We start from the raw sequence: 26519 nt of genomic DNA on the forward strand, positions 1-26519 counted from the left end.
CAGCCAAGAGAGGAACGCCATGAGTCGTGAAGCCCTGCAGGAATCGCTGTCCGCAGTGATGGATAACGAAGCGGACGAATTGGAATTGCGTCGGGTATTGAATGCCTGTGACGATGTTGAAACCCGTGATACCTGGGCTCGTTATCAGATCGCTCGGGCAGTGATGCACAAGGATCTGCTGCTTCCACGCCTGGACATCGCCGCGGCTGTTTCTGCTGCCCTGGCTGACGAAGCCGTACCGGCAAAAGCCTCCCGTGGTCCATGGCGCAGCCTGGGTCGTCTGGCGGTCGCAGCTTCCGTGACCCTGGCGGTGCTGGCCGGTGTACGTCTGTACAACCAGGATGAGATCGCCGGTGTCGAATTGGCCCAGCAATCCACTCAACCCGGACTGGCAGTTCCTCAGGTAAAAGGCCCAGCCGTTCTGGCAGGCTACAATGAGAGTTCGGACGCTACTGGCCCAATGGCCAACGGCGTATTGCAAGGTCAGCCAGGCTGGCACGATCAGCGTCTGCCAGGTTACTTGCGTCAACACGCACAACAGGCTGCACTGAAAGGCACTGAGAGCGCTCTGCCGTACGCTCGTGCCGCAAGCCTGGAAAACCGTTAAGGAGGAGCATGCGCGCCATACCTCTACTTTCGCTTCTGCTCAGCGGCTGGTTCATTGTTCCAGCCCAAGCCGATGAAGCCCAGGACTGGTTGACCCGCCTGGGCCAGGCAGAGCAACAGCAAAGCTTTCAGGGTACTTTCGTCTACGAGCGTAACGGTAGTTTTTCTACCCATAACATCTGGCACCGCGTCCAGGATGGAAAGGTCCGCGAGCGATTGATCCAGCTCGACGGTTCCGCTCAGGAAGTCGTTCGCATTGATGGGCAAACCCAATGCGTCAGCGGCACACTGATAGCAGGGCTTGGGGACTCCCCGAACTCCGCTGCCCGTGCACTCGATCCTCAAAAGCTCAAGAATTGGTATGACCTCGCCGTCATCGGCAAGTCGCGTGTCGCCGGGCGTTCGGCGGTGATCGTATCGCTGACACCCCGCGATCAGCACCGCTACGGTTTTGAACTGCATCTGGATAAAGAGACCGGCCTGCCTTTGAAGTCCTTGCTACTGGACGACAAGGGGCGGTTGTTGGAGCGTTTCCAGTTCACGCAACTGGATACCGCTGACGTCCCTTCCGAAAAAGACCTGCAGGCCAGTAATGATTGCAAGCCGGTCAACCTCGAGAGTGACAAGGCTTCTGCCGTCAAGTCTGCTCAGGTCTGGCGTTCCGACTGGTTGCCGCCCGGCTTCGAGCTGACCAGCAGCACCGCTCGCAAGGATCCGGAGACCAAGACCCAGGTCAACAGCCTGATGTATGACGATGGCCTGACGCGCTTTTCGGTATTCCTCGAGCCGTTGAATGGCGCAACAGTCACTGACACCCGTACTCAGTTAGGCCCGACCGTTGCGGTATCCCGGCGCCTGGCCACGACACAGGGCGACATGATGGTGACCGTCGTCGGCGAGATACCGGTCGGTACTGCTGAACGGATAGCGCTTTCGATGCGCACCGACGCCGCTGCAACCAAGCAGTGAGCTGAATTCGAAATGTTTCGTGAGCATTTCAATTTGCAAAAGCCCCGTAAATTTCTTATAGGTCAGAGCCCCTCGGCTCTGGCCTTGTTTGTTGTTCCCGGAACAAAAATACCGGCGTATTGTTCCCGGTGTTCCTTGCTCCATATCGCTTAACCATGCTCGTCGTAACGGGAGCCGTATGTCGATACCTCGCTTGAAGTCCTACCTTTCCATTTTTGCCACCGTGCTGGTGCTCGGTCAGGCGGTCACCGCCCAAGCGGTCGAATTGCCTGATTTTACGCAACTGGTCGAACAGGCCTCGCCTGCGGTCGTGAACATCAGTACTACGCAAAAGCTGCCGGATCGCAAAGTCAGCCAGCAAATGCCCGACCTCGAAGGCTTGCCGCCGATGCTGCGCGAATTCTTCGAGCGGGGCATGCCGCCACAATCGCGCTCACCTCGTGACCGTCAGCGCGAGGCAACCTCCCTGGGCTCGGGATTCATCATCTCTACCGATGGCTATATCCTGACCAACAACCACGTGATCGCCGATGCTGACGAAATCCTCGTCCGCCTGGCTGATCGCAGCGAAATGAAAGCCAAGCTGATCGGCACCGATCCACGTTCCGACGTGGCGCTGCTGAAAATCGAAGGCAAGGATCTGCCCGTGCTCAAGCTCGGTAAATCCCAGGACCTGAAGGCCGGCCAATGGGTTGTCGCGATCGGTTCTCCATTCGGCTTTGACCACACCGTGACCCAAGGCATTGTCAGTGCCGTCGGTCGCAGCCTGCCGAACGAAAACTATGTGCCGTTCATCCAGACCGACGTGCCGATCAACCCGGGTAACTCCGGTGGCCCGCTGTTCAACCTGAACGGTGAAGTGGTCGGGATCAACTCACAGATCTATACCCGCTCCGGTGGCTTCATGGGCGTGTCGTTTGCAATCCCGATCGACGTGGCCATGGATGTTTCCAATCAGCTGAAGTCCGGTGGCAAGGTCAGCCGTGGCTGGCTGGGCGTCGTGATTCAGGAAGTGAGCAAGGACCTGGCCGAGTCGTTCGGCCTGGAGAAGCCGGCTGGTGCGCTGGTTGCCCAGATCCAGGATGATGGTCCGGCTGCCAAGGGTGGCCTGCAAGTGGGCGATGTGATCCTGAGCATGAACGGTCAGCCAATCGTCATGTCGGCCGACCTGCCGCACCTCGTTGGCGCGTTGAAGGCTGGCACCAAGGCCGATCTGGAAGTGATTCGTGACGGCAAGCGCAAGAATGTCGAATTGACGGTCGGCGCGATTCCGGAAGAAGGCAAGGAACTGGACGCGCTGCCAAAATCCGGCATCGAGCGCAGCAGCAATCGCCTCGGAGTTTCGGTGGTCGAGTTGACTGATGAGCAGAAGAAAACCTACGACCTCAAGGGTGGTGTGGTGATCAAGGAAGTGCAGGACGGTCCTGCCGCTCTGATCGGCTTGCAGCCGGGTGATGTGATCACCCACCTGAACAACCAGGCCATCGGCTCCACCAAGGAGTTCGCGGACATCGCCAAGGCGCTGCCAAAGAACCGCTCGGTGTCGATGCGGGTACTGCGTCAGGGGCGTGCGAGCTTCATCACCTTCAAGCTGGCTGAATAACCCGGTTTTTGGTTGAATAAAAAACCGCCTCGAAAGAGGCGGTTTTTTTGTGTCCGGACTTTTGTCGCCGGGGCGTCAGCCCATCATGTCCTTGATCATGCGCTCCTGTTCCATCAGCTCGCGTTGCCGTGCGTCGATCCGCGAAGACAGCGGGAAGTTGCTGCCAGCCCTGCGTTTGGCGAAGTCCAGTTGCTGAATGGCCTGTTTGTAGTCCCCGACCAGCGCAAAGTATTCGGCGCGAGCCTGATGCAGGCCGATGATATTGCCCGACAGGCCGCGCGTTTCGGCAATCTGATACCACACGTCCGGATCATCCGGGCGCGACTTGAGCAGGCCTTCGAGGGCTTTCTCCGCGTCCGCAGTACGGTTCTGCTTCAGCAACAGGTCGACGCGCACCTGATTCAGCGGGTAGTTGCCAGGGTACTGGGCCATCAACCGGTCAACCCGGGACTGGGCGTCCGCCAGGCGATTGTTGGTGATGTCCAGGTCGACCTGAGCCAGGTTGTAGATGATCTCGTTGGGTGACTTGACCAGCAACAGCTTGAGGTTTTCCCGTGCTTCGTTCAGTTGGCCGCCCTTGATCTGGGCAATCGCCAGGCCGTAGCGCGCCACGTCGTTTTTCGGGTTTTCGTCGAGCTGGGCACGGAAGCGCTTGGCACCGAGCCCCGGGGTTTCTTCATAGATCAACTGGACGCGCGCGCGGATCAGTTGATAGCGCATGCTGTCTTCGATGCCGCCCTGTGGTGCCTGTTCGGCGCGGTTGCGGGTGTCGGCGATACGCGATTCGGTGACCGGGTGAGTCAGCAGGAATTCCGGTGGCTTGGCATCGTAGCGGTACTGACGCCCCAGGCGCTCGAACATGGTGGGCATCGACCGTGGGTCATAACCGGCTTTTTGCAGATTGAGAATGCCGATGCGATCGGCTTCCTGTTCGTTCTGGCGGGAGAATCGCCGTTGTTCCTGAATGGCCGCAGCCTGTGTACCGGCAATGGCCGCGATCCCGGCGTTACCGCCGCCCGCGGCTGCAACCACGATACCGGCCAGCAATGCCGCCATCATGGGTACTTGCATGCGTTGCTGCGCTTCGACGCCCCGGGCAAAGTGGCGTTGCGACAAGTGAGCCAATTCGTGCGCCAGTACTGAAGCGTATTCGCCTTCGGTCTGGGCGCTGAGGAACAAGCCACCATTGACCCCGACGATCCCGCCCGGCGCCGCAAAGGCGTTGAGCTGCGGGCTGTTGATCAGGATGAACTCCAGGCGCCGGTCAGTGACCTGGCTGGTCTCGACCAGTCGGTAAACGCTGGATTCCACGTAATCCTTGAGTTGCGGGTCGTTGAGCTGTGAAACCTGACTGCGCAACATGGCCAGCCAGGCGCGGCCGAGCTGATATTCCTGTTGCGGTGAGACAATGGCAGAACTGGCGTCGCCGAGTGACGGCAGGTCGTCGGCGAAGCCCGGTGAGGCGAGCAGGCAAGCGAGCGTCAGCAGGGTAGGGCGCAAAAATGTCATGCACAAAGCCTTAGTCGACAAAGACCTTACTGTAGCCGGACACCAGCGTTGCGACCAGATATTCTAGGCCACTCAACCACCTGACCCGGAGTGATGCAATGACCGACGCTGTAGAGCATGACGTTGAACTGGACGCCAGTGGCCTGAATTGCCCGTTGCCGTTGCTCAAGGCCAAGATGGAGCTCAACCGACTGGCCAGTGGTGCGGTACTCAAGGTCATCGCCACCGATGCGGGTTCGCAGCGCGACTTTCGCACCTTTGCCCGTTTGGCCGGTCATACCCTGCTTCGTGAAGAAGATGACGCGGGTGTTTACCGCTACTGGTTGAAAAAGGCCTGAAATCGGCTGCGTTTGCTCCTAAGGATTATTGATGTTCAAAGTGTTACGCGACTGGATTCAGCGCTATTTTTCCGATGAAGAAGCGGTGGTTCTGGCTGTCCTGCTATTTCTGGCATTCACCGTCGTACTGACCCTGGGCGGTATGCTCGCGCCGGTGCTCGCCGGCATGGTGCTGGCGTACCTGATGCAGGGGCTGGTGGTGGCCCTTGAGCGCCTGCGCGTGCCGGGTTGGGCAGCGGTGGGGCTGGTCTTTGCGTTGTTCATGGGGTTGTTGCTGGTATTCATCGTGGTTGTCGTGCCCTTGCTATGGCACCAACTGATCACGTTGTTCAACGAGTTGCCCGGCATGCTTGCCAAGTGGCAGTCGCTGTTGCTGTTGTTGCCCGAGCGCTATCCGCACCTGGTATCCGACGAGCAAGTGTTGCGGGCCATCCAAGTGGCGCGGGGCGAAATCGGCAAGTTTGGCCAGTGGGCACTGACGTTCTCGCTGTCGAGCCTGCCATTGCTGGTGAACATCATGATCTACCTGGTGCTGGTGCCGATCCTGGTGTTCTTCTTTCTCAAGGACCGGGCCATGATCGGCCAGTGGGTGCGTGGTTACCTGCCCCGTGAGCGGGCGTTGATCACCCGGGTCGCCCATGAAATGAACCGGCAGATTGCCAACTACATTCGTGGCAAGGTCATCGAAATCTTCATTTGCGGAGGCGTGACCTACATCGCCTTTGTTGTTCTTGAACTCAACTACGCGGCGCTGCTGGCACTGCTGGTGGGGATTTCAGTGGTGGTGCCTTATGTTGGTGCCGTGGTGGTGACCGTGCCGGTGTTTCTGATTGCGCTGTTCCAGTGGGGCTGGAGCGATCAGTTCATATACTTGATGGCGGTCTACGGGATCATTCAGACGCTGGATGGCAACGTGCTGGTGCCATTGCTGTTCTCGGAGGCGGTCAACCTGCACCCGGTGGCGATCATCTGCGCAGTGCTGTTGTTTGGTGGGTTGTGGGGGTTCTGGGGGGTGTTCTTCGCGATTCCCCTGGCGACGCTGTTCAAGGCCGTGCTGGACGCCTGGCCGCGCAAGGAGCCGGAGGTGGCGCCGCTGCTTTAATTCACGAAGTGGATTTATGAGCTGTAGCGAAGGGCCTCATCGCGAGCAAGCACGCTCCCGCAGGTGGTTTGTGGTGGACACAAAACCATTGTGGGAGCGAGCTTGCTCGCGATGGCGTCCGAAAGGGCGCTCAAAAATCAGGCTTTGCTCAGGGCCTGAGCTGCTGCCAAAACGGCATCAACATGCCCCGGCACCTTCACGCCGCGCCATTCCTGACGCAGCACGCCGTTGGCGTCGATCAGGAACGTGCTGCGATCCACGCCCATGTATTCCTTGCCGTAGAGCTTTTTCAGCTTGATCACGTCGAACAGCTGGCAGATGGCTTCGTCTTTGTCGCTGATCAGCTCAAAGGGGAATTCCTGTTTGCACTTGAAGTTCTCGTGGGATTTCAGGCTGTCGCGAGACACGCCGAACACTTCAGTGTTGGCGGCCTTGAACGCAGCGTGCTGATCACGAAAGCCTTGCCCTTCGGTGGTGCAGCCCGGGGTGCTGTCCTTGGGGTAGAAGTAGATCACCACCTGCTTGCCTTTCAGGCCGGCGAGGCTGACGGTTTGCCCGCTGGTGGCGGGGGCTTCGAAATCGGCAACCGGTTGGTCGATGGCAACGGCCATGAAAGCTTCCTTACATTGGGTTCTGTGGGCGCCAGGGTTCGATCAGGGCATCGAGGTTCAATGCGTCGGCAAAATCCAGGAACTGATCGCGCAACCAGCTGATTTGCACGCCGGCCGGCAAGGTCACGGTAAACGTGGCGTTGAGCATGGTGCCGCCGGTCTGCGGAGCCTGGTAGGTGTCGCAGGTCAGGTTTTCCAGCTCGACATTGTGGTCCATGAAGAACTGGCACAGCTCGTTGATGATGTCCGAGCGGTAGGCCGAGCTGACATAAGCGACGTACGGCAGGGCCTGGGGGCGGTTTTCCAGGGCCGCGCTGCGTACCACGTTGACCGTGAACGCATGCCGCTTGGCCAGCACTGGCAGGCTGCCTTCCAGGCGCGCCAGGGCATCCCAGCTACCGGAGATTTCCAGCACCAGGGCACTGCATTCGCCATGGCGGGTCAGGCGAGAGGTGACAACGGCGCAGCGGTTTTCATGGCTGGCGCGGCACAGGACGTTGGTCAGCTCCATGGGGTTGGCGCCGAGGGCACTGATAACAAGGAATTGTTCGCGAACTGTGGGGGTGGACATGCAGCATTCCTAAAGCGATGAGCGGTCGGTACGTCCAGAGGGCGTTTTGCCGGGGGCGAGCCTGCGGATGCGAATTCAGAAAACCCCAAGCGGCAGGTTGCTGCGTGCTCCGGCTGGGCGGGAGCGAGAGGCGGCAACGCTGGATCAGGGCTTGTGATGCCGAAAATGGAGGCTGAAACCCGACGCACGAGCTTGTCTGTACCGATCAAAGTCTGAAGGGTAGCGAAAACCGGCGCCAAGGGGAATGGCGGCAGCACAGTACTTCGCTTGTGCAAGCATCTTGGCGCCAGTACCATTACGGCTCTCTTTTTCCGGCAGGAGCGGTTTCATGATTGCGGGCAGTATGGTGGCACTGGTCACACCCATGGATGCACAGGGGCGTCTTGACTGGGACAGCCTCAGCAAACTCGTGGACTTCCACCTTGAAAACGGCACCCATGCCATTGTCGCCGTCGGTACCACCGGCGAATCGGCAACCCTCGACGTCAACGAGCACATCGCAGTCATCCGCGCGGTGGTCAAGCAGGTCAATGGCCGTATTCCGGTGATCGCCGGTACCGGCGCCAATTCGACCCGCGAAGCCGTCGAATTGACCCGCAATGCCAAGGAAGCTGGCGCCGACGCCTGCCTGCTGGTCGTGCCGTACTACAACAAGCCGACCCAGGAAGGCCTGTACCTGCACTTCAAGCACATCGCCGAATCGGTCGACATCCCGCAGATTCTCTATAACGTTCCCGGCCGCACCTCCTGCGACATGCAGGCCGAAACCGTGATCCGCCTGTCCACCGTGCCGAACATCATCGGTATCAAGGAAGCGACCGGCGACCTCAAGCGCGCCAAGGCAATCCTCGACGGCGTAAGCAAGGACTTCATCGTCCTTTCCGGCGATGATCCGACCGCGGTCGAACTGATCCTTATGGGCGGCAAGGGCAACATCTCCGTCACCGCCAACGTCGCGCCGCGTGAAATGGCCGATCTGTGCGAGGCCGCCCTCAAGGGCGACGCCGAGACTGCACGGGCAATCAACGAAAAACTGATGCCACTGCACAAGGACCTGTTCATCGAAGCCAACCCGATTCCGGTGAAGTGGGCTTTGGTTGAAATGGGCCTGATGCACGAAGGCATTCGCCTGCCGTTGACCTGGCTGAGCACACCTTGTCACGAAACGCTGCGCACGGCCCTGCGCCAGTGCGGCGTCCTGGTTTAATTGAGGAAGTACAACGCATGAAGCGAATGGCCGGACTTTCCGCACTTGCCTTGATTATCTCCAGCACCAGTGGCTGTGGATGGGTCTGGGGCCCGGAAGGTTATTTCCGTGACCGTGGTAGCGATTACCTGGAAGCGCAACAGACTGCACCGATGCAAATACCGCAGGATGTCCGTACCGCCAAGCGTCTGGATCCGCTGTTGCCGATCCCGCGCAACGTGGCCGATGACACTGTCAAGGGCGAATACATCGTTCCTCGGCCGCAGCCGCTGACCGCGGGTGCCGACGCCAGTGCCTACTCCCTGCAGAAGAGCGGCGGCTCCAGCTCCATCCTGGCGCAGAATCCGCCGGCTGAAGTCTGGCCCGTGGCCGTTCAGTTCTTCCAGGACAACGGTTTCCGTCTGGATGAACAGCGTCCGCAAACCGGCGAATTCACCACGACCTGGCAGCATTCCGATGAACTGTCCGCGGCCATGGCCAAGCGCCTGAGCGCGGCCGGTATCAGCACGGACAGCGAAACCCGCGTGCGGGTGCGCATCGAGCCGGGCGTGCAGCGCAACACCAGTGAAGTCTATGTGGTCAGCGCCGAGCGTCCTGCCGGTAGCACCGCCGACGTGGCCTTCACCAACCGTTCGGTCAACACTGGCCTGGACGCGGCATTGGTCGACGACATGCTCGCGAGCATGAGCCGTATCTCCGAGAAGGGCGGTTCGGTCTCCATGCTGGCTTCGCGTGATTTCGACGCGCCTAGCCGTGTCAGCCTGAGTGAAGACGGCAGCGGCAACCCTGTGCTGAACGTCGGTACCGACCTGGATCGTGCCTGGTCGAGCGTCGGTCGTGCACTTGAACAAGGCGAGTGGCGTGTTGAAGACATCAACCGCAGCCTGGGCCTGTACTACATCAACCTGGCCGAAAAAGCCGAGAGCAAAGACGACAAGCCAGGCTTCTTCAGCAGCCTGTTCGGCAGCGCGCCGAGCAAGGAAGAGCTTGAGGCCCGCGCCGAGCGTTATCAGGTTCGCCTGAGCAAGGTTGGCGAGAACGTCCAGGTCACCGTCGAGAAAAACATCAATACCGTGGCGCCAGCAGATGTGGCGCGTAAAGTGTTGAGCAAGATTCAGGACAACCTGGGCTGATCCTATGCGTTTTGCCGTTCTCGGCAGCGGTAGTCAAGGGAACGGCACGCTGATAGCCAGCGCTGATACGTACGTATTGGTGGATTGTGGTTTTTCCCTGCGGGAAACCGAAAAACGCCTGCTGCGCCTGGGTGTGAACCCTGCGCAGCTGAGCGCGATACTCGTGACCCACGAACATGCCGACCATGTGCATGGCGTGGGTTTGCTGTCTCGGCGCTACAATCTGCCTGTCTACCTCAGTCGCGGGACCTTGCGCGGGATGCGCAAACCTATTGAACCCGCAGGCTTTCTGGCCGGCGGCGAGCAGCTGCAAATCGGCGACTTGAGCATCGGTGTCATTGCCGTGGCCCACGATGCGCAAGAACCGACGCAATATGTCTTCAGTGACGGTATACGGCGCTTCGGCCTGTTGACCGACCTGGGGTCGTATTGTGACAAGGTGCTGGACGGCTATCGGGACCTCGATGCATTGATGATCGAGTCCAATCACTGCCGTGACATGCTGGCTCGCGGTCATTACCCGTACTTTCTCAAGCAGCGGGTGGGCGGTGAACTGGGGCATTTGAATAACCACCAGGCGGCATTCCTGGTGGCCGAGCTGGGCTGGAAAGACCTGCAACATCTGGTCCTGGCCCATCTGAGCAGCAAGAACAACCTGCCGCGGCTGGCCCGGCAATGTTTTGTCGACACCCTCGGGTGCGACCCGGACTGGCTGCAACTGGCCGATCAAGATTCAGGGCTCGACTGGCGCCACATCGCCTAGCCCATCTACTTAGCAAGCGGAGCCCATCATGGAAAAACGTGAAGAACTCTACCGCGGCAAAGCCAAGTCGGTTTACAAGACCGACGACGCTAACCGTTTGATCCTGCTGTTTCGCAACGACACCTCGGCGTTCGACGGCAAGCGCATCGAGCAGCTCGACCGCAAAGGCATGGTGAACAACAAGTTCAATGCTTTCATCATGCAGAAGCTCGAAGCTGCTGGCGTGCCGACCCAATTCGACAAATTGCTGGGCGACAACGAATGCCTGGTGAAAAAACTCGACATGATCCCGGTCGAATGCGTCGTGCGTAACTACGCCGCCGGCAGCCTGGTCAAGCGTCTGGGTGTCGAAGAGGGAATGAAGCTCAATCCTTACACCTTCGAACTGTTCCTGAAGGACGACGCCAAGGGCGACCCGTTTATCAATGAATCCCACGTTGTGGCATTTGGCTGGGGCACCGCCGAGCAACTGGTTCGCATGAAAGAGCTGTCGCTCAAGGTCAACGAAGTCCTGAGCAAGCTGTTCGACGACGCCGGCCTGCTGCTGGTCGACTTCAAACTGGAATTCGGCGTGTTCCACGATGGCTCCATCGTGCTGGGCGACGAATTCAGCCCGGACGGCTGCCGTCTGTGGGACAAGGCCACCGGCAAGAAAATGGACAAGGACCGCTTCCGTCAGGGCCTCGGTGACGTCATCGAAGCCTATGAAGAAGTCGCCAATCGTCTGGGCGTACCGCTTTAACCGACGCAAGCATCTGATAGCACAGAAATATTTCGCTTAGGGGGTTCGCTTCCTGCGAAAGTGTTGTTATGATGCGCGCCGTTGGAGAGATGCCAGAGTGGCCGAATGGGACGGATTCGAAATCCGTTGTACCTTCACCGGTACCTAGGGTTCGAATCCCTATCTCTCCGCCATTATTGAATAAGACTAAGCCCCTGAAATGGTTAAACATTTCAGGGGCTTTTTCGTTTCTGTCATATTGGTCGGGGCGTTTCGTGCCCTGCATGTCGCGCTAGTCCGCTCCAGGCCCAAGCATTTTCGACGCGATACCAGTCATGCTCTCGGGATCCCTGGGTGTCCATATGCCGTAGTGTTTTCTCACCGTCGTTGTACCTGCATGTCCAGGCGAGGTGGTTTGGGTTCTCTGCTGCCTCGATGCCTTATATAGACGCTGGAGGTTTTCATGGTGGCAACCCGGGCGCTTTGGTAAGGAATAAGAATTTTTCAGGTGGGGGGTTGACCACGTATTTTAATACTGTACTATTCGCCTCCCGCTAACGAGCAGTTTGATGTTGCTCTTGGTTTAAGTAGTTGATTTTGTTGAAAAATCAGAAACTTTTAAGGTTGCAAATTGAAAAGATGCGCTGTAAGATGCGCACCTCGGTTGAGACGAAAGATCTTAACCAACCGCTCTTTAACAACTGAATCAAGCAATTCGTGTGGGTGCTTGTGGGGTCAGACTGCTAGTCAACAGATTATCAGCATCACAAGTTACTCTGCGAGAAATCAAAGATGTAACCAACGATTGCTGAGCCAAGTTTAGGGTTTTCTCAAAACCCAAAGATGTTTGAACTGAAGAGTTTGATCATGGCTCAGATTGAACGCTGGCGGCAGGCCTAACACATGCAAGTCGAGCGGATGACAGGAGCTTGCTCCTGAATTCAGCGGCGGACGGGTGAGTAATGCCTAGGAATCTGCCTGGTAGTGGGGGACAACGTTTCGAAAGGAACGCTAATACCGCATACGTCCTACGGGAGAAAGCAGGGGACCTTCGGGCCTTGCGCTATCAGATGAGCCTAGGTCGGATTAGCTAGTTGGTGAGGTAATGGCTCACCAAGGCGACGATCCGTAACTGGTCTGAGAGGATGATCAGTCACACTGGAACTGAGACACGGTCCAGACTCCTACGGGAGGCAGCAGTGGGGAATATTGGACAATGGGCGAAAGCCTGATCCAGCCATGCCGCGTGTGTGAAGAAGGTCTTCGGATTGTAAAGCACTTTAAGTTGGGAGGAAGGGCATTAACCTAATACGTTAGTGTTTTGACGTTACCGACAGAATAAGCACCGGCTAACTCTGTGCCAGCAGCCGCGGTAATACAGAGGGTGCAAGCGTTAATCGGAATTACTGGGCGTAAAGCGCGCGTAGGTGGTTCGTTAAGTTGGATGTGAAAGCCCCGGGCTCAACCTGGGAACTGCATTCAAAACTGACGAGCTAGAGTATGGTAGAGGGTGGTGGAATTTCCTGTGTAGCGGTGAAATGCGTAGATATAGGAAGGAACACCAGTGGCGAAGGCGACCACCTGGACTGATACTGACACTGAGGTGCGAAAGCGTGGGGAGCAAACAGGATTAGATACCCTGGTAGTCCACGCCGTAAACGATGTCAACTAGCCGTTGGGAGCCTTGAGCTCTTAGTGGCGCAGCTAACGCATTAAGTTGACCGCCTGGGGAGTACGGCCGCAAGGTTAAAACTCAAATGAATTGACGGGGGCCCGCACAAGCGGTGGAGCATGTGGTTTAATTCGAAGCAACGCGAAGAACCTTACCAGGCCTTGACATCCAATGAACTTTCCAGAGATGGATTGGTGCCTTCGGGAACATTGAGACAGGTGCTGCATGGCTGTCGTCAGCTCGTGTCGTGAGATGTTGGGTTAAGTCCCGTAACGAGCGCAACCCTTGTCCTTAGTTACCAGCACGTAATGGTGGGCACTCTAAGGAGACTGCCGGTGACAAACCGGAGGAAGGTGGGGATGACGTCAAGTCATCATGGCCCTTACGGCCTGGGCTACACACGTGCTACAATGGTCGGTACAGAGGGTTGCCAAGCCGCGAGGTGGAGCTAATCCCACAAAACCGATCGTAGTCCGGATCGCAGTCTGCAACTCGACTGCGTGAAGTCGGAATCGCTAGTAATCGCGAATCAGAATGTCGCGGTGAATACGTTCCCGGGCCTTGTACACACCGCCCGTCACACCATGGGAGTGGGTTGCACCAGAAGTAGCTAGTCTAACCTTCGGGAGGACGGTTACCACGGTGTGATTCATGACTGGGGTGAAGTCGTAACAAGGTAGCCGTAGGGGAACCTGCGGCTGGATCACCTCCTTAATCGACGACTCAGCTGCTCCATAAGTTCCCACACGAATTGCTTGATTCATTGAAGAAGACGAGATGCCAGCCTTTAAGGTGGTCTGCTTCGTTAGAGTTTAGAAATGAATATTCCAGCGTGAATATTGATTTCTAGTCTTTGACTAGTTCGTTCTTTAAAAATTTGGGTATGTGATAGAAAGATAGACTGAACGTTACTTTCACTGGTGACGGATCAGGCTAAGGTAAAATTTGTGAGTTGCTCTTAGGAGCTCAATCGAATTTTCGGCGAATGTCGTCTTCACAGTATAACCAGATTGCTTGGGGTTATATGGTCAAGTGAAGAAGCGCATACGGTGGATGCCTTGGCAGTCAGAGGCGATGAAAGACGTGGTAGCCTGCGAAAAGCTTCGGGGAGTCGGCAAACAGACTTTGATCCGGAGATGTCTGAATGGGGGAACCCAGCCATCATAAGATGGTTATCTTGTACTGAATACATAGGTGCAAGAGGCGAACCAGGGGAACTGAAACATCTAAGTACCCTGAGGAAAAGAAATCAACCGAGATTCCCTTAGTAGTGGCGAGCGAACGGGGACCAGCCCTTAAGTGGCTTTGAGATTAGCGGAACGCTCTGGAAAGTGCGGCCATAGTGGGTGATAGCCCTGTACGCGAAAATCTCTTAGTCATGAAATCGAGTAGGACGGAGCACGAGAAACTTTGTCTGAATATGGGGGGACCATCCTCCAAGGCTAAATACTACTGACTGACCGATAGTGAACTAGTACCGTGAGGGAAAGGCGAAAAGAACCCCGGAGAGGGGAGTGAAATAGATCCTGAAACCGTATGCGTACAAGCAGTGGGAGCCCACTTTGTTGGGTGACTGCGTACCTTTTGTATAATGGGTCAGCGACTTATTTTCAGTGGCGAGCTTAACCGAATAGGGGAGGCGTAGCGAAAGCGAGTCTTAATAGGGCGTCTAGTCGCTGGGAATAGACCCGAAACCGGGCGATCTATCCATGGGCAGGTTGAAGGTTGGGTAACACTAACTGGAGGACCGAACCGACTACCGTTGAAAAGTTAGCGGATGACCTGTGGATCGGAGTGAAAGGCTAATCAAGCTCGGAGATAGCTGGTTCTCCTCGAAAGCTATTTAGGTAGCGCCTCATGTATCACTGTAGGGGGTAGAGCACTGTTTCGGCTAGGGGGTCATCCCGACTTACCAAACCGATGCAAACTCCGAATACCTACAAGTGCCGAGCATGGGAGACACACGGCGGGTGCTAACGTCCGTCGTGAAAAGGGAAACAACCCAGACCGTCAGCTAAGGTCCCAAAGTTATGGTTAAGTGGGAAACGATGTGGGAAGGCTTAGACAGCTAGGAGGTTGGCTTAGAAGCAGCCACCCTTTAAAGAAAGCGTAATAGCTCACTAGTCGAGTCGGCCTGCGCGGAAGATGTAACGGGGCTCAAACCATACACCGAAGCTACGGGTATCATCTTCGGATGATGCGGTAGAGGAGCGTTCTGTAAGCCTGTGAAGGTGAGTTGAGAAGCTTGCTGGAGGTATCAGAAGTGCGAATGCTGACATGAGTAACGACAATGGGTGTGAAAAACACCCACGCCGAAAGACCAAGGTTTCCTGCGCAACGTTAATCGACGCAGGGTTAGTCGGTCCCTAAGGCGAGGCTGAAAAGCGTAGTCGATGGAAAACAGGTTAATATTCCTGTACTTCTGGTTATTGCGATGGAGGGACGGAGAAGGCTAGGCCAGCTTGGCGTTGGTTGTCCAAGTTTAAGGTGGTAGGCTGGAATCTTAGGTAAATCCGGGATTCTAAGGCCGAGAGCTGATGACGAGTGTTCTTTTAGAACACGAAGTGGTTGATGCCATGCTTCCAAGAAAAGCTTCTAAGCTTCAGGTAACCAGGAACCGTACCCCAAACCGACACAGGTGGTTGGGTAGAGAATACCAAGGCGCTTGAGAGAACTCGGGTGAAGGAACTAGGCAAAATGGCACCGTAACTTCGGGAGAAGGTGCGCCGGTGAGGGTGAAGGACTTGCTCCGTAAGCCCACGCCGGTCGAAGATACCAGGCCGCTGCGACTGTTTATTAAAAACACAGCACTCTGCAAACACGAAAGTGGACGTATAGGGTGTGACGCCTGCCCGGTGCCGGAAGGTTAATTGATGGGGTTAGCTAACGCGAAGCTCTTGATCGAAGCCCCGGTAAACGGCGGCCGTAACTATAACGGTCCTAAGGTAGCGAAATTCCTTGTCGGGTAAGTTCCGACCTGCACGAATGGCGTAACGATGGCGGCGCTGTCTCCACCCGAGACTCAGTGAAATTGAAATCGCTGTGAAGATGCAGTGTATCCGCGGCTAGACGGAAAGACCCCGTGAACCTTTACTATAGCTTTGCACTGGACTTTGAATTTGCTTGTGTAGGATAGGTGGGAGGCTTTGAAGCGTGGACGCCAGTTCGCGTGGAGCCAACCTTGAAATACCACCCTGGCAACTTTGAGGTTCTAACTCAGGTCCGTTATCCGGATCGAGGACAGTGTATGGTGGGTAGTTTGACTGGGGCGGTCTCCTCCTAAAGAGTAACGGAGGAGTACGAAGGTGCGCTCAGACCGGTCGGAAATCGGTCGTAGAGTATAAAGGCAAAAGCGCGCTTGACTGCGAGACAGACACGTCGAGCAGGTACGAAAGTAGGTCTTAGTGATCCGGTGGTTCTGTATGGAAGGGCCATCGCTCAACGGATAAAAGGTACTCCGGGGATAACAGGCTGATACCGCCCAAGAGTTCATATCGACGGCGGTGTTTGGCACCTCGATGTCGGCTCATCACATCCTGGGGCTGAAGCCGGTCCCAAGGGTATGGCTGTTCGCCATTTAAAGTGGTACGCGAGCTGGGTTTAGAACGTCGTGAGACAGTTCGGTCCCTATCTGCCGTGGACGTTTGAGATTTGAGAGGGGCTGCTCCTAGTACGAGAGGACCGGAGTGGACGAACCTCTGGTGTTCCGGTTGTCACGCCAGTGGCATTGCCGGGTAGCTATGTTCGGAAAAGATAACCGCTGAAAGCATCTAAGCGGGAAACTTGCCTCAAGATGAGATCTCACTGGGACCTTGAGTCCCCTGAAGGGCCGTCGAAGACTACGACGTTGATAGGTTGGGTGTGTAAGCGCTGTGAGGCGTTGAGCTAACCAATACTAATTGCCCGTGAGGCTTGACCATATAACACCCAAGCAATTTGCGCTTAAAAGCCAGATTGCGGTGTGTGAAGACGAAACGAACCGAAAGTTCGGCTGTACTCACAAAAGCAGCACAAAACACCGAAAGCTATCACATACCCAATTTGCTGAAGCGAGGCCAGCCGGCCACGACTCAGTACCCGAATTTCTTGACGACCATAGAGCGTTGGAACCACCTGATCCCATCCCGAACTCAGCAGTGAAACGATGCATCGCCGATGGTAGTGTGGGGTTTCCCCATGTGAGAGTAGGTCATCGTCAAGATTAAATTCCGAAACCCCTATCTGCGTATGCAGGTAGGGGTTTTGTTTTTGTCCGCAGGAAAGTTGGTACACGGTTATTCAGGGTCGTCAGTGCGAAATACCCCCTGACATTGAAAGTAATCGCCCTGGAAACTCCTCCTTTACTCTGGTTTCGCAGATCCACTGATCTGCAGTCACCAGCAATCGCAAGGAGCGAGCAATGTACTTTGAGATTTACAGACAATTCCGCGGCACTGTTCTGACTGGCAAGGGCCAATGGCGTTGGCGGTTGAGGGCAGGCAATCATGAAACGATTGCCAGCGGGGAGGCTTACGTCAATAAGGCTGATTGCCTGCATGCAATCAGTTTGATCAAGGGGACCGGCGACCAGACCCCGATCAAGGAAATCTAGTTTGAGGATGATGAAGTTGCTCGTTCAGGACAGCTTCGTTTCAACCCGTGTCAGGCAGTTGGACCTGAGTCGGATAGACGGCAGTCGCATCCCCTACCTAAACTGTCAGCAGATTTGGGGATCGGGGTGCAGTGGATGAATCGCAATGAACTTCGCAAGGCGGATATCAACCTGATGGTGGTGTTCGAAACGCTGATGCTCGAGCGCAATGTCACTCGGGTGGCGGAGAAGCTGTTTCTCGGCCAGCCGACCATCAGTTCGGCGCTCAACCGCTTGCGTGCGATGTTCAACGATCCGCTGTTCATACGCGTTGGCCATCGCATGGAGCCGACAGCGCGAGCCGAGGAGATCATCAGGCACCTGTCGCCGGCGCTGGACTCCTTGTCCGTGGCCTTGAGCCTGACCCATGATTTTGACCCGGCCAGCAGCACGATGTCGTTCCGCATCGGTTTGTCCGACGATGTCGAGTTCGGTCTGTTGCCGCCTTTGCTGCGAGCGCTGCGCCAGGAAGCGCCCAACGTGGTGTTTGTGGTGCAGCATGTCGATTACTGGCGAATTCCCGACTTGCTCGCGTCCGGCGATATCACTGTGGGTATCAGCCAGACCCGTGGCTTGCCGGCCAATGCCAAGCGCAAGTTGTTGCGGCATATCCAGCCCTGCATTTTGCGCGCCGATGCCTCCGACACACCGCTGACCCTCGATGAATATTGCGCGCGACCGCACGTGCTGGTGTCCCATACCGCCAACGTCAGTGGCTACGCCGACGAGTGGCTGGCGGACATCGGCCGCACGCGCCAGGTGGTGCTCTCGGTCCCGCAGTACAGTTCTTTGCCGGCCCTGCTTGCCGGGACGGACCTGATTGCCAGCCTGCCGGACTACACCGCCGAGGCGATGGCGGCATCGGGAGTGCTGTTCAAGGAACCCTTTCCCATCCAGACACCCACCCTGGACCTGTCCATGGTCTGGCTCAGTCATGTCGATTCCGACCCTGCCGAGCGCTGGTTGCGCTCGCGCCTGGAAGCGTTCATGAGTGAGCGTGCCGTTTTGCCACTGCCCGAATGAACAGGGCGGCGCTGTGCTATATGTACGACCTTTCCACCCACTTACAGGAACTGACTCATGCCTCACCTGCACATGGAGTACACCGCCAACCTGACTGACCTGAATGCCGATGTGGCATTGATGCGGTTGAACAATACATTGGTGGGTTCCGGTCAGTTTGCTGCCGAATTCGACATCAAGAGCCGCGCGGTCAAGGTCGAGACGTTCAAGGTCGGTACGGCACTGGCTGAACGGGCGTTCGTGCATGTGAAACTGGCGCTGTTGAGTGGTCGTTCCGCAGAGATCAAGAAACAGCTGTCTGAAAGCCTGCTGGCGGTGGTGCGGGAGCTGTGTGAATGGCCGAGTAGCATCGAGGTCCAGTTGTGCGTGGAAATTCTCGACATCGATCGCGATTCCTACAGCAAGACCGCCATCAACAACTGAACATCAGGTTGATTCCTGCTCGATGCAGGCCTGGATCACTTGCGTTCGCAACCAGGTGCTGGCGCTGTCCTGATCGGCACCCAGGCTCCACTGCATGTCGAGGGTGAAACCCGGCAAGCCTTCGGGCGCTTCACAGTGATTGAAGGTGTCTGCACTGGCCAGCAATCGCTGGATACGCCGGGGCAGGGTCAGGACATAGTCGGTGCCGGTAATCAGCTTCAGTGCTGCACTGTAGCTGTTGGCGCGTGCGACGATCTGGCGTTGTTGTGCCTGCTGCGCGAGCCAGCCGTCGACCATGTTGGTGGCGGACGTCCAGGGTGTCGGGAACACGTGTCGACGTTCGACATAGGTTTGCAGGCTCAAGCGTGGTTCTGCCGGCGTGGCGCATTTGTCGAAAACACACACAAGGTCATCTTCGAGCAGCGTCTGCGATTTGAAATCGACGTGACTGCGATGAAAGTCAGGGCCGAAGCACATCACCACGTCGAGGCTGCCTTCGCGCAACGCTTCGGCAGGGATATCGGATTCGAGTTTGAATACATTGACCATCACCGGAAGATCGGCGAGGTCGAAGGTTTTCAACAAGCGCGGCAGGATCAATTGCTCGAAGTATTCCGGTGCGCAGATGTTGAAGGTCACGGGCTGCAGGCCCGGGTCGAACGTGGGTAAACCGGCGTGACACAGGTTGATGCTTTCGAGGATTTTCAGCACATGAGGGTACATCGTGCTGGCCTTGCCGGTGGGCTGCATGCCGCCGGTACGGGTATTGATGAACAGTTCGTCTTCGAAACTGGTGCGCAGTTTTTTCAGGCAGTAACTCACCGTGGACTGGCTGACGCAGAGCGTCTCGGATACGACGGTGACGCTGTTCTGCTCATACACGGCGACGAACACCATGAGGTCCTGCATGTCGAGTTTTCTAAGCGAATTACTGTTCAGCATCCATTGCGTCTCGCTACGTCCCTTGCGCTGACCGTGTGCAAGGGTGAATGAATTATCCTAACGGAATGAGCGAGCAGGGAAAATGCCTTGCAGGACGTTTCGCCCAAGACCCTGTCAGCCCTGGACAATCGCCGACACGACGCGGCGGCTGGACATCATGAGCGCGAACATGCCGAGGCCCACCAGCACCGCGCCGGCCATTTCCAGTGGCAGCGGTATCTCGTGCCCCCAAAGCCAGTGAAACAAGGTGATGAACAGCGTGCTCAGGTAGATGTAGGAAATCACCGAGGACGGCGCGATCACGCCGATGGCCCGGTGCAGCAGCCAGAACGTCGCCAGGGTGGCGAATACCGCCAGGTACATCAGCCAATAGAAATCGTTGAGCGTCAGTAATGATGCCGAGCGCCAACCGCCACTGAATCCACAGAACACCAGCAGAAACAGCGCACCGAACAGCATATTCCAGAACGTCAAGGACACCGGCCCGCGTCCCTTGAGGCTATCGGCTTTCAGGCGCTGGCTGAGGGGGGCGTAGAGTGCCATCGCCAGGCAACCGATGCCGTACACCGTCAATGCATAGGGTGATGGCAACTCGCCGGGGCTGGTGCCTTTCATGATCAGTAACACTGCTCCGGCAGCGGCGAGCAGCATCGGCACAATCCGTTGTTTCAGACGGCCGTCAGGTGTCAGCACGGCTTCGAACCCCAGGGTCATCAGCGGCACCAGCGTGAACATCGTCCCGGTGTTGACGGCCGAGGTGTAGCGCAATGCTTCGAACAGCGAACCGAAGTACAGCGCCAGCAGCAGGCCGAGCGCTGCGTGACCCAGCAGCGCGCGGGCGGTCATGACGGCATCGGCTTTTAGCAGCAACAGCGGCAGAAACACCAAGGCGCAAAACAGCAGGCGCAAACCGGTCAGCAGGATCGGGTCGATGGCTTGGCTGACTTGTGCCGCCGCGGAAAATGATGCGGCGATCAACAAGGCCCAAAGCAGCATGCTGGCGTGAGCAACGGCGAAACCGGTGATTTTCATGGCAGGCTCCGGGTCAATGGATGTGGCGGGTGTAGTACCTTGGGTTGAAGCGCAAAACCATCAGCATCATCAGCGCCATGACTGCCGTCAGCGACCACCAGGCCCATTCAAAGCTGCCGAGCCGGTCGCGGATGATCCCCGCCAGCAGCGGCGACAGGCCGGCGATCAAGTAGCCGACGCCTTGCACGAATGCGGTCAGGCCACCGGCACGCGATGGATTGTCCAGGTGGTCCAGCGATACGATCAGGCTCATCGGGAACAGGCCGCCAATGCCCAGCCCCAGCAAGCATGGCCACATCAGGCTCAAATGCTGCGGGCTTAGAATCAGTCCGCAGAAACCGGCGATGATCAGTGCCAGCAATGCCATCAGTACGATGCGGCGGTCGAGGCTGCGATTGGCGATCACGGGCGTCAACAGACCCGAGAGGACTTCCATGGCGGTCAGAAACCCGAGCAGCAATCCGGCGTGCTGCTCGCTCCAGCCTTTTTCCACGTAATACGGCGCCAGCCAGGCCAGAACACAGGTGTAGGACGCAGTGCCCAGGCCAAAAAAAATAGCGAGTAACCACGCGCGGGAATTGGCGAAGTACGAATCTTTGCTGGATGCCTTCGAATCCAGTGTTGGCATCCCCGCGCTTTGGCTGCGCCAGAAGAGCAACGCCAGCACGGCGAGAACGGCCCAGATCGCCAGGCCCATACGCCAGCTGCCGGTACGCTCCATCACCAGCGGCGCAAAGGAAGCCCCCATGGCGGCACCGCCCATGATCGATGTGACATAGAGCCCCATGCACAGGGCCACGTGGTCGCTGAAGCGGGATTTGATCAGCGCCGGCATCAGGGCCTGGATCAGGGCGATCCCGATACCAGCCAGTACTGCGCTGAGGAGCAGCTCAGCGGCTGAATCAAGGAACAGCCGCGAAACCGTGGCCACGCCGATGATCAGCAACGAGAACACCACCGTGCGCTGCTCACCGAGTCGCTGGCTGACGCGCAGGCCGGCAAACATCGCCAGTCCCATGGCCGTCACCGGCAACATTGTCAGCAGTGAAGCTTGGCTGAAGCTCAGCGCAATGTCGTCGCGAATCGCCGAGAGCAGAGGCCCGATAGCGGCCATGGAAGGGCGCAGGTTCAGGGCAATCAGGACAATGCTGAACATGAGCCAGAGGGCAGGGCGGGACGTGGCTCGGGTGTTTTCCATGATCGGACCTTGAACAATAGGGTTCCGATTAGGCGCGCGAGGCCTGGAGGCGGCAAATCAGAAATTCCGGCAAAGTATTTAGAAATTAAATACAAGTCGTAGCCAAATGTTTAGCCAGACGACATCCAAGGTTCTTCAAATCCTGATTTAACGACTTAAGCCATCGTGTGACGCTGCGGGTCATCTGTTTTCTGCGGTTCTCTCTATGGACGGTTGGCCAGTCGCAATCCACTTCAAGGCATCCATCGACGTTCGGGCGTCGAGCCTTGGTCGTCGATTCACGCCCGCCACCGCGCCAAACCTCTCTGCACTTCCTTCTGAACTGGCTTTCTGGGCGCTGTGGCATTGCCGTCATGCGCGCCCGCCGGATTCCTGCTTTTTCCGCTGATTGTTCCTAAATATTCCGGTTGATGCCGGGATTAAAGTGCGGGTGCTTTTGCGTACCCGTCTGACACGGAAAAAGAGAGTTCCCATGAGTAGTGCCACGACCTCGTTTGCCACCCGGCAAGAAGCCCTGACCTTTCTGGAGCAGAACCCGGACATTGAAATGTTCGAGCTGTTCATCCTCGACAATAACGGTGTGCCACGGGGCAAGTTGCTGCATCGTGACGAGTTGCTGGCGGTGTATGAAAGCGGGCGGCCATTGCCGAGCACCATCCTCGGCCTGACCATCAACGGCGATGACGTCGAAAACTCCGGGCTGGTCTGGGACGTCGGTGATATCGACTGCCGGGCTTACCCTATCAGCGGCAGCCTCACGCGTATGCCGTGGCGCCTGATACCGACCGCCGCCGTGCAGGTCAGCATGCACCCGACGGAGGGAATGCCCGCTACCATTGCCGATCCCCGTCATTTGCTGGCCAAAGTCATCGAAGGTTTGCAGGCAGACGGTTATTACCCGGTCATGGCGGCGGAATTGGAGTTCTACCTGCTGGATCAGCAACGCGACAGCAATGGCCGGCCGCAACCGGCACGGGATGTCGATGGTGGGCGTCCGCACGGCACTCAGGTCTATGGTTTGCGCGAGCTTGAACAGATCGAGCCGTTCCTGGCCGATCTTTACAGTGCCTGCAAACTCCAGGGGATTCCTGCGCGCACGGCCATTTCCGAATACGCGCCGGGGCAAGTGGAAATCACCCTCGAGCACCGCTCCGACGCACTACAAGCGATGGATGAGGCGGTGCGCTACAAGCGTCTGGTCAAGGGCGTGGCGCACAAGCACGGCATGACAGCCTGCTTCATGGCCAAGCCTTTCGATGACCTGGCCGGCACCGGGATGCACATGCACGTGAGCCTGGCGGACAAGGACGGCAACAACCTCTTCGCCAGCGAAGCCCCGGATGGAACGCCACTGCTCAAGCAGGCCGTCGCCGGCATGCTCAGTACCTTGCTCGATTCGCTGTTGCTGTTCTGCCCCAACGCCAACTCCTACCGGCGATTCCAGGCCAACAGCTATGCACCCCTGGCGGCCACCTGGGGCGTGGACAATCGCACCGTGAGCCTGCGAGTGCCTGGCGGGCCGGCGTATTCCCGGCACATCGAACATCGAATCTGCGGCGCAGATGCCAACCCCTATCTGGCGGCAGCGGCGATTCTGGCCGGTATTCATCGCGGTATCCGCGAACAGCTCGACCCTGGTGCGCCGGTGGAAGGTAACGGCTACGCCCAGGCCACGACACTGTTGCCGACAGACTGGCTGACCACCTTGCGATCGCTGGAAGGTTCAAGTTGGGCCAGGGAAGCCTTCGGCGGCAAATTCCTCGGCGTCTACCTGGCGGTGAAACGCGCCGAGTATCGTCAATTCATGGGGGAGGTCGGCGATCAGGACTGGCGTTGGTATTTGCACCAGGCTTGAGTCGAGGCCGTACTGGAGCTGTACCGTTCTCAACCAGCCTGGAAGTTCCTGGCTGGTTTTATAAGCCAACTAATTGTTGGCTTCTTTTTCACAAAAAATTGATGGTTGACTACCTAAAATTAGAGATATCTCGGTAAATGAAATTTTCACATTTGCCGAAGACACCTTTTTTCAGGACCCGCCGAAACTCATGCTTAAGATTAAAGCCGTGCGCCCCGAATGGGTGACACTGATTGCCAGCGCATTTTTGTTGTTTGGCTTCAATTTTGTACTCTGGCAACACCTGTTCGAAATCACCGCATCCGACGGCAAGGGCATCGTCATGCGCGTGGCCTTTGGGGTGATGATTTTCGCGGCCTTCAACATTGTGCTGACCCTGCTGGCCTTCCGGCCGGTGCTCAAGCCGGTCCTGACCCTGCTGTTCATGATCAGCGCGGGCGTGGCGTATTTCATGAGCCAGTATGGTGTTCTGATCGACACCGGCATGTTGCGTAACTTCGCTGAAACCAATGCCACGGAAGTGCGTGACTTACTGTCGCTCAAGTTGTTTGTTTATATTTTGCTGCTCGGCGTTTTACCGTCCTTGCTGTTGTGGAAGACGCCGATTAATTATCGTCGTTGGCACCGTGAACTACTCAGTAAAGTTCTGGTGACTTTTGCCTCGGCAGCGGTCATTGGCGGTGTTGCACTGGTTAACTATCAAGGCCTGTCTTCGCTGTTTCGCAATCACCACGAGTTGCGCCTGATGGTGGTACCAAGCAACTACATTGGTGCCACGTCCGGTTTCTTGCGCGAGAAAGTGGCGACTGCGCGGCAACCCTTTGTCAAGATCGGTGAAGATGCCCAGCGCAATCCGGCCTGGCAAACTCACGGACGAAAATCCCTGACGGTGCTTGTCGTGGGTGAAAGTGCCCGGGCGGAGAACTTCGGCATCCTTGGTTATAGCCGCGACACCACTCCGAAACTGAGTAAGGAAGATGGCCTGATCGCTTTCACCGATGTGCATTCCTGCGGTACTGAAACCGCCGTATCAGTGCCCTGCATGTTCTCCAACATGGGGCGCAATGACTACAACGCCAGCAAGGCAAAGAACGAAGAAGGCCTGCTGGACGTACTCAAGCATGCGGGTATCGACGTGATCTGGCGTGACAACCAGTCAGGCTGCAAAGGTACCTGCGATCGCGTCACCATTCAGGACGTCAGCAACCTGAAAGATCCGGCGCTGTGCAACAACAGCGAATGCCGCGACGAAATCCTGTTGCAAGGCCTGCAACATTTCATCGATACCCTGGACAAGGACACTGTACTGGTATTGCACCAGATGGGCAGCCACGGTCCGGAGTACTTCAAGCGTTACCCGAAAGAATTCGAGCGCTTCACCCCGGTTTGCGAGAGTAATGCCCTGAACAATTGCAGCCGCGAAAGTATCGTCAATGGTTACGACAACACCCTGGTCTATACCGACCATGTGCTGTCGACCTTGATCGACCTGCTGCGCAGCAACCAGGGCAAAGTGGATACCGCGATGCTGTATCTGTCTGACCACGGCGAGTCCCTGGGTGAATACAACTTGTTCCTTCACGGCACGCCTTACATGCTGGCACCGGAGCAGCAAAAACATGTAGCCATGTTTGCCTGGTTCTCCGACAGCTATAAAAAGTCCTTTGCGGTAGATACCCACTGCCTGCAACAGGGCCGTGAAAAGCCCCTGAGCCAGGACAACCTGTTTCATTCGATGCTTGGGCTACTAGAGATCAACAGCAAGGTCTACAACCAGGATCTGGACATGTTTGCCGGATGTCGTGGTCCAGTGACCGACGGTGTGTTGGCCAAGGATTGAGTGCTCCGATTCTGTTTCACACGGCGGCCGCCGACCTGCGGCCTGTAGAACTTTTACCAAGAGCCATTGCACATGTCCGCTCAGCCTCCATCCGCCATCGAGCTTGAGATCGCCCGGCGCTACGACCAGGAGCACGCGCGCGTCTGCCTTCAGCCGCAAGCGCCGAGTCTGGCCGGGCGTCTGGCGCTCTGGCGTGAGGAGCGTCTGGTGCGCAATGCACTCAAGGTCGCTGGCGAGCCGGGTCTGATCCTTGATGTGGCTTGTGGTGTGGGGCGTTTCTGGCCAGTGCTGGCCGAGCACGCGAATCGGGTGATCCTCGCGACGGATCCGTCCCAGGACATCCTCGATCATGCCCGCACTCATCACCCGCAAAGCCTGTTGAAGCGGGTCAAGACCTTTCAAAGCTCCGCGTTCTCGATTGGCTTGTCGGAGAACGCGGTTGACTGCATTTTCTGCATGCAACTGTTTCAGCACCTCCATAACCCTGAACATCGTCTGGCGATGCTGGGCGAGTTTTACCGGGTCAGTCGCGATACGGTGATAGTTGCGGTACGCCTCGATGGCCTTTTCAAGAGGGCGCACTCAGGCGTGGAGGGCGTTGCGGACCGGCCGTTGCCTGGCAAGACCGAATTGGAAAGCGAGTTCAGGCAGGCGGGATTTCGTTTGCTTAGTCATCAGGACTTTTTCCCCGGTTGTGCGCAGATGCGGGTCTACGTGCTGGGTAAGACCAGCTAGCCCGACGTTGTCGGACTATTCTTTATGTCACGCAGT

General features: G+C 57.1%; 21 protein-coding genes, 1 tRNA gene and 3 rRNA genes. 19 read left to right on the plus strand and 6 right to left on the minus strand.

Annotated elements, in window-relative coordinates:
- Nucleotides 1-19: 19 nt before the first annotated feature.
- The 3 genes from AABM52_RS06825 to AABM52_RS06835 all read left to right on the plus strand — a co-directional run bounded on the left by AABM52_RS06825 (nucleotide 20) and on the right by AABM52_RS06835 (nucleotide 3178).
- Nucleotides 20-607 (plus strand): sigma-E factor negative regulatory protein, encoded by a 588-nt coding sequence (locus AABM52_RS06825; RefSeq protein ID WP_046041550.1) that lies wholly within the window; start codon nucleotides 20-22, stop codon nucleotides 605-607.
- An 8-nt stretch (nucleotides 608-615) separates the two neighbouring features.
- A complete protein-coding gene (locus tag AABM52_RS06830; protein ID WP_347911039.1) occupies nucleotides 616-1575 on the plus strand; it encodes a MucB/RseB C-terminal domain-containing protein in 960 nt (319 codons plus the stop codon).
- Nucleotides 1576-1753: 178 nt separating this feature from the next.
- Entirely contained in the window at nucleotides 1754-3178 is a 1425-nt protein-coding gene (locus AABM52_RS06835) for a DegQ family serine endoprotease (protein ID WP_347911040.1), read from the plus strand.
- Between the two features lie 75 nt (nucleotides 3179-3253).
- On the opposite strand, the gene AABM52_RS06840 is transcribed toward AABM52_RS06835, so the two are convergent.
- Nucleotides 3254-4687 carry a M48 family metalloprotease gene (locus AABM52_RS06840; protein WP_347911042.1) on the minus strand — a complete coding sequence of 478 codons (1434 nt, stop codon included), beginning with the start codon at nucleotides 4685-4687 and terminating at the stop codon, nucleotides 3254-3256.
- Between the two features lie 98 nt (nucleotides 4688-4785).
- On the opposite strand from AABM52_RS06840, the gene AABM52_RS06845 reads away from it, so the two are divergent.
- Together AABM52_RS06845 and AABM52_RS06850 are read left to right on the plus strand one after the other, a co-directional pair.
- Nucleotides 4786-5025, plus strand: coding sequence for a sulfurtransferase TusA family protein (locus AABM52_RS06845; protein ID WP_007996208.1), 240 nt, complete (start codon nucleotides 4786-4788; stop codon nucleotides 5023-5025).
- Nucleotides 5026-5056: 31 nt separating this feature from the next.
- Nucleotides 5057-6127: an AI-2E family transporter gene (locus AABM52_RS06850; protein WP_347911043.1), complete on the plus strand. Its 1071-nt coding sequence runs from the start codon at nucleotides 5057-5059 to the stop codon at nucleotides 6125-6127.
- A 137-nt stretch (nucleotides 6128-6264) separates the two neighbouring features.
- Here the strand turns inward: AABM52_RS06850 and AABM52_RS06855 are convergent, their stop codons facing one another.
- Nucleotides 6265-6738: a peroxiredoxin gene (locus AABM52_RS06855; RefSeq protein WP_347911044.1), complete on the minus strand. Its 474-nt coding sequence runs from the start codon at nucleotides 6736-6738 to the stop codon at nucleotides 6265-6267.
- 10 nt (nucleotides 6739-6748) lie between these two features.
- The gene (locus AABM52_RS06860; RefSeq protein WP_007979776.1) at nucleotides 6749-7309 is read right to left on the minus strand and encodes a glycine cleavage system protein R; all 561 of its coding nucleotides are present in this window, start codon (nucleotides 7307-7309) and stop codon (nucleotides 6749-6751) included.
- Nucleotides 7310-7637: 328 nt separating this feature from the next.
- Between AABM52_RS06860 and dapA the strand changes: the two genes are divergently transcribed.
- The 11 genes from dapA to AABM52_RS06915 all read left to right on the plus strand — a co-directional run bounded on the left by dapA (nucleotide 7638) and on the right by AABM52_RS06915 (nucleotide 18881).
- On the plus strand, nucleotides 7638-8516 hold the full coding sequence (dapA, locus tag AABM52_RS06865; protein WP_008050749.1) for a 4-hydroxy-tetrahydrodipicolinate synthase: 879 nt from the start codon (nucleotides 7638-7640) through the stop codon (nucleotides 8514-8516).
- Between the two features lie 17 nt (nucleotides 8517-8533).
- On the plus strand, nucleotides 8534-9649 hold the full coding sequence (gene bamC, locus AABM52_RS06870) for an outer membrane protein assembly factor BamC (protein ID WP_347911045.1): 1116 nt from the start codon (nucleotides 8534-8536) through the stop codon (nucleotides 9647-9649).
- Nucleotides 9650-9653: 4 nt separating this feature from the next.
- Nucleotides 9654-10412, plus strand: coding sequence for an MBL fold metallo-hydrolase (locus AABM52_RS06875; protein ID WP_347911046.1), 759 nt, complete (start codon nucleotides 9654-9656; stop codon nucleotides 10410-10412).
- A 28-nt stretch (nucleotides 10413-10440) separates the two neighbouring features.
- Entirely contained in the window at nucleotides 10441-11154 is a 714-nt protein-coding gene (gene purC / locus AABM52_RS06880; RefSeq protein ID WP_007944067.1) for a phosphoribosylaminoimidazolesuccinocarboxamide synthase, read from the plus strand.
- A gap of 83 nt (nucleotides 11155-11237) precedes the next feature.
- Nucleotides 11238-11327: transfer RNA gene (locus tag AABM52_RS06885), tRNA-Ser, on the plus strand.
- 655 nt (nucleotides 11328-11982) lie between these two features.
- Nucleotides 11983-13519 (plus strand): 16S ribosomal RNA (locus AABM52_RS06890).
- Between the two features lie 312 nt (nucleotides 13520-13831).
- Nucleotides 13832-16725, plus strand: a 23S ribosomal RNA gene (locus AABM52_RS06895).
- 165 nt (nucleotides 16726-16890) lie between these two features.
- Nucleotides 16891-17006: ribosomal RNA gene (gene rrf / locus AABM52_RS06900) — 5S ribosomal RNA — on the plus strand.
- Together the 16S, 23S and 5S rRNA genes form the textbook arrangement of a ribosomal RNA operon.
- Before the next feature lie 198 nt (nucleotides 17007-17204).
- Nucleotides 17205-17396, plus strand: a complete 192-nt coding sequence (locus AABM52_RS06905; protein WP_347911047.1) for a DUF1508 domain-containing protein — start codon at nucleotides 17205-17207, stop codon at nucleotides 17394-17396.
- Nucleotides 17397-17531: 135 nt separating this feature from the next.
- Nucleotides 17532-18458: a LysR substrate-binding domain-containing protein gene (locus AABM52_RS06910; RefSeq protein WP_347911048.1), complete on the plus strand. Its 927-nt coding sequence runs from the start codon at nucleotides 17532-17534 to the stop codon at nucleotides 18456-18458.
- 57 nt (nucleotides 18459-18515) lie between these two features.
- On the plus strand, nucleotides 18516-18881 hold the full coding sequence (locus AABM52_RS06915) for a 5-carboxymethyl-2-hydroxymuconate Delta-isomerase (protein WP_046043840.1): 366 nt from the start codon (nucleotides 18516-18518) through the stop codon (nucleotides 18879-18881).
- 3 nt (nucleotides 18882-18884) lie between these two features.
- On the opposite strand, the gene AABM52_RS06920 is transcribed toward AABM52_RS06915, so the two are convergent.
- The 3 genes from AABM52_RS06920 to AABM52_RS06930 form a co-directional block, all read right to left on the minus strand.
- Nucleotides 18885-19823 (minus strand): LysR family transcriptional regulator, encoded by a 939-nt coding sequence (locus AABM52_RS06920; RefSeq protein ID WP_347911049.1) that lies wholly within the window; start codon nucleotides 19821-19823, stop codon nucleotides 18885-18887.
- A gap of 114 nt (nucleotides 19824-19937) precedes the next feature.
- Nucleotides 19938-20855 carry a DMT family transporter gene (locus AABM52_RS06925; RefSeq protein ID WP_347911050.1) on the minus strand — a complete coding sequence of 306 codons (918 nt, stop codon included), beginning with the start codon at nucleotides 20853-20855 and terminating at the stop codon, nucleotides 19938-19940.
- Between the two features lie 13 nt (nucleotides 20856-20868).
- Nucleotides 20869-22053 carry a cyanate transporter gene (locus tag AABM52_RS06930; RefSeq protein ID WP_347911052.1) on the minus strand — a complete coding sequence of 395 codons (1185 nt, stop codon included), beginning with the start codon at nucleotides 22051-22053 and terminating at the stop codon, nucleotides 20869-20871.
- A 472-nt stretch (nucleotides 22054-22525) separates the two neighbouring features.
- On the opposite strand from AABM52_RS06930, the gene AABM52_RS06935 reads away from it, so the two are divergent.
- From AABM52_RS06935 to AABM52_RS06945, 3 genes are all read left to right on the plus strand, one after another.
- Nucleotides 22526-23908 carry a glutamine synthetase family protein gene (locus tag AABM52_RS06935; RefSeq protein WP_347911053.1) on the plus strand — a complete coding sequence of 461 codons (1383 nt, stop codon included), beginning with the start codon at nucleotides 22526-22528 and terminating at the stop codon, nucleotides 23906-23908.
- A gap of 190 nt (nucleotides 23909-24098) precedes the next feature.
- A complete protein-coding gene (locus AABM52_RS06940) occupies nucleotides 24099-25748 on the plus strand; it encodes a phosphoethanolamine--lipid A transferase (RefSeq protein WP_347911054.1) in 1650 nt (549 codons plus the stop codon).
- A gap of 72 nt (nucleotides 25749-25820) precedes the next feature.
- Nucleotides 25821-26483 carry a class I SAM-dependent methyltransferase gene (locus AABM52_RS06945; RefSeq protein ID WP_347911055.1) on the plus strand — a complete coding sequence of 221 codons (663 nt, stop codon included), beginning with the start codon at nucleotides 25821-25823 and terminating at the stop codon, nucleotides 26481-26483.
- The last annotated feature ends 36 nt before the right edge of the window (nucleotides 26484-26519 follow it).

The sequence above is a fragment of the Pseudomonas grandcourensis genome, from assembly GCF_039909015.1.
Taxonomy (GTDB): domain Bacteria; phylum Pseudomonadota; class Gammaproteobacteria; order Pseudomonadales; family Pseudomonadaceae; genus Aquipseudomonas; species Aquipseudomonas grandcourensis.

Excerpts from the sequence above, each read along its gene's own strand:
- AABM52_RS06825 (WP_046041550.1), top strand. The coding sequence starts at position 20 with ATGAGTCGTGAAGCCCTGCAGGAATCGCTGTCCGCAGTGATGGATAAC.
- AABM52_RS06940 (WP_347911054.1), top strand. The coding sequence starts at position 24,099 with ATGCTTAAGATTAAAGCCGTGCGCCCCGAATGGGTGACACTGATTGCC.
- AABM52_RS06835 (WP_347911040.1), top strand. The coding sequence starts at position 1,754 with ATGTCGATACCTCGCTTGAAGTCCTACCTTTCCATTTTTGCCACCGTG.
- AABM52_RS06905 (WP_347911047.1), top strand. The coding sequence starts at position 17,205 with ATGTACTTTGAGATTTACAGACAATTCCGCGGCACTGTTCTGACTGGC.
- AABM52_RS06845 (WP_007996208.1), top strand. The coding sequence starts at position 4,786 with ATGACCGACGCTGTAGAGCATGACGTTGAACTGGACGCCAGTGGCCTG.
- AABM52_RS06915 (WP_046043840.1), top strand. The coding sequence starts at position 18,516 with ATGCCTCACCTGCACATGGAGTACACCGCCAACCTGACTGACCTGAAT.
- dapA (WP_008050749.1), top strand. The coding sequence starts at position 7,638 with ATGATTGCGGGCAGTATGGTGGCACTGGTCACACCCATGGATGCACAG.
- AABM52_RS06930 (WP_347911052.1), bottom strand. The coding sequence starts at position 22,053 with ATGGAAAACACCCGAGCCACGTCCCGCCCTGCCCTCTGGCTCATGTTC.
- AABM52_RS06875 (WP_347911046.1), top strand. The coding sequence starts at position 9,654 with ATGCGTTTTGCCGTTCTCGGCAGCGGTAGTCAAGGGAACGGCACGCTG.
- AABM52_RS06920 (WP_347911049.1), bottom strand. The coding sequence starts at position 19,823 with ATGCTGAACAGTAATTCGCTTAGAAAACTCGACATGCAGGACCTCATG.
- purC (WP_007944067.1), top strand. The coding sequence starts at position 10,441 with ATGGAAAAACGTGAAGAACTCTACCGCGGCAAAGCCAAGTCGGTTTAC.
- AABM52_RS06830 (WP_347911039.1), top strand. The coding sequence starts at position 616 with ATGCGCGCCATACCTCTACTTTCGCTTCTGCTCAGCGGCTGGTTCATT.
- AABM52_RS06850 (WP_347911043.1), top strand. The coding sequence starts at position 5,057 with ATGTTCAAAGTGTTACGCGACTGGATTCAGCGCTATTTTTCCGATGAA.
- AABM52_RS06855 (WP_347911044.1), bottom strand. The coding sequence starts at position 6,738 with ATGGCCGTTGCCATCGACCAACCGGTTGCCGATTTCGAAGCCCCCGCC.
- bamC (WP_347911045.1), top strand. The coding sequence starts at position 8,534 with ATGAAGCGAATGGCCGGACTTTCCGCACTTGCCTTGATTATCTCCAGC.
- AABM52_RS06860 (WP_007979776.1), bottom strand. The coding sequence starts at position 7,309 with ATGTCCACCCCCACAGTTCGCGAACAATTCCTTGTTATCAGTGCCCTC.
- AABM52_RS06840 (WP_347911042.1), bottom strand. The coding sequence starts at position 4,687 with ATGACATTTTTGCGCCCTACCCTGCTGACGCTCGCTTGCCTGCTCGCC.
- AABM52_RS06935 (WP_347911053.1), top strand. The coding sequence starts at position 22,526 with ATGAGTAGTGCCACGACCTCGTTTGCCACCCGGCAAGAAGCCCTGACC.
- AABM52_RS06945 (WP_347911055.1), top strand. The coding sequence starts at position 25,821 with ATGTCCGCTCAGCCTCCATCCGCCATCGAGCTTGAGATCGCCCGGCGC.
- AABM52_RS06910 (WP_347911048.1), top strand. The coding sequence starts at position 17,532 with ATGAATCGCAATGAACTTCGCAAGGCGGATATCAACCTGATGGTGGTG.
- AABM52_RS06925 (WP_347911050.1), bottom strand. The coding sequence starts at position 20,855 with ATGAAAATCACCGGTTTCGCCGTTGCTCACGCCAGCATGCTGCTTTGG.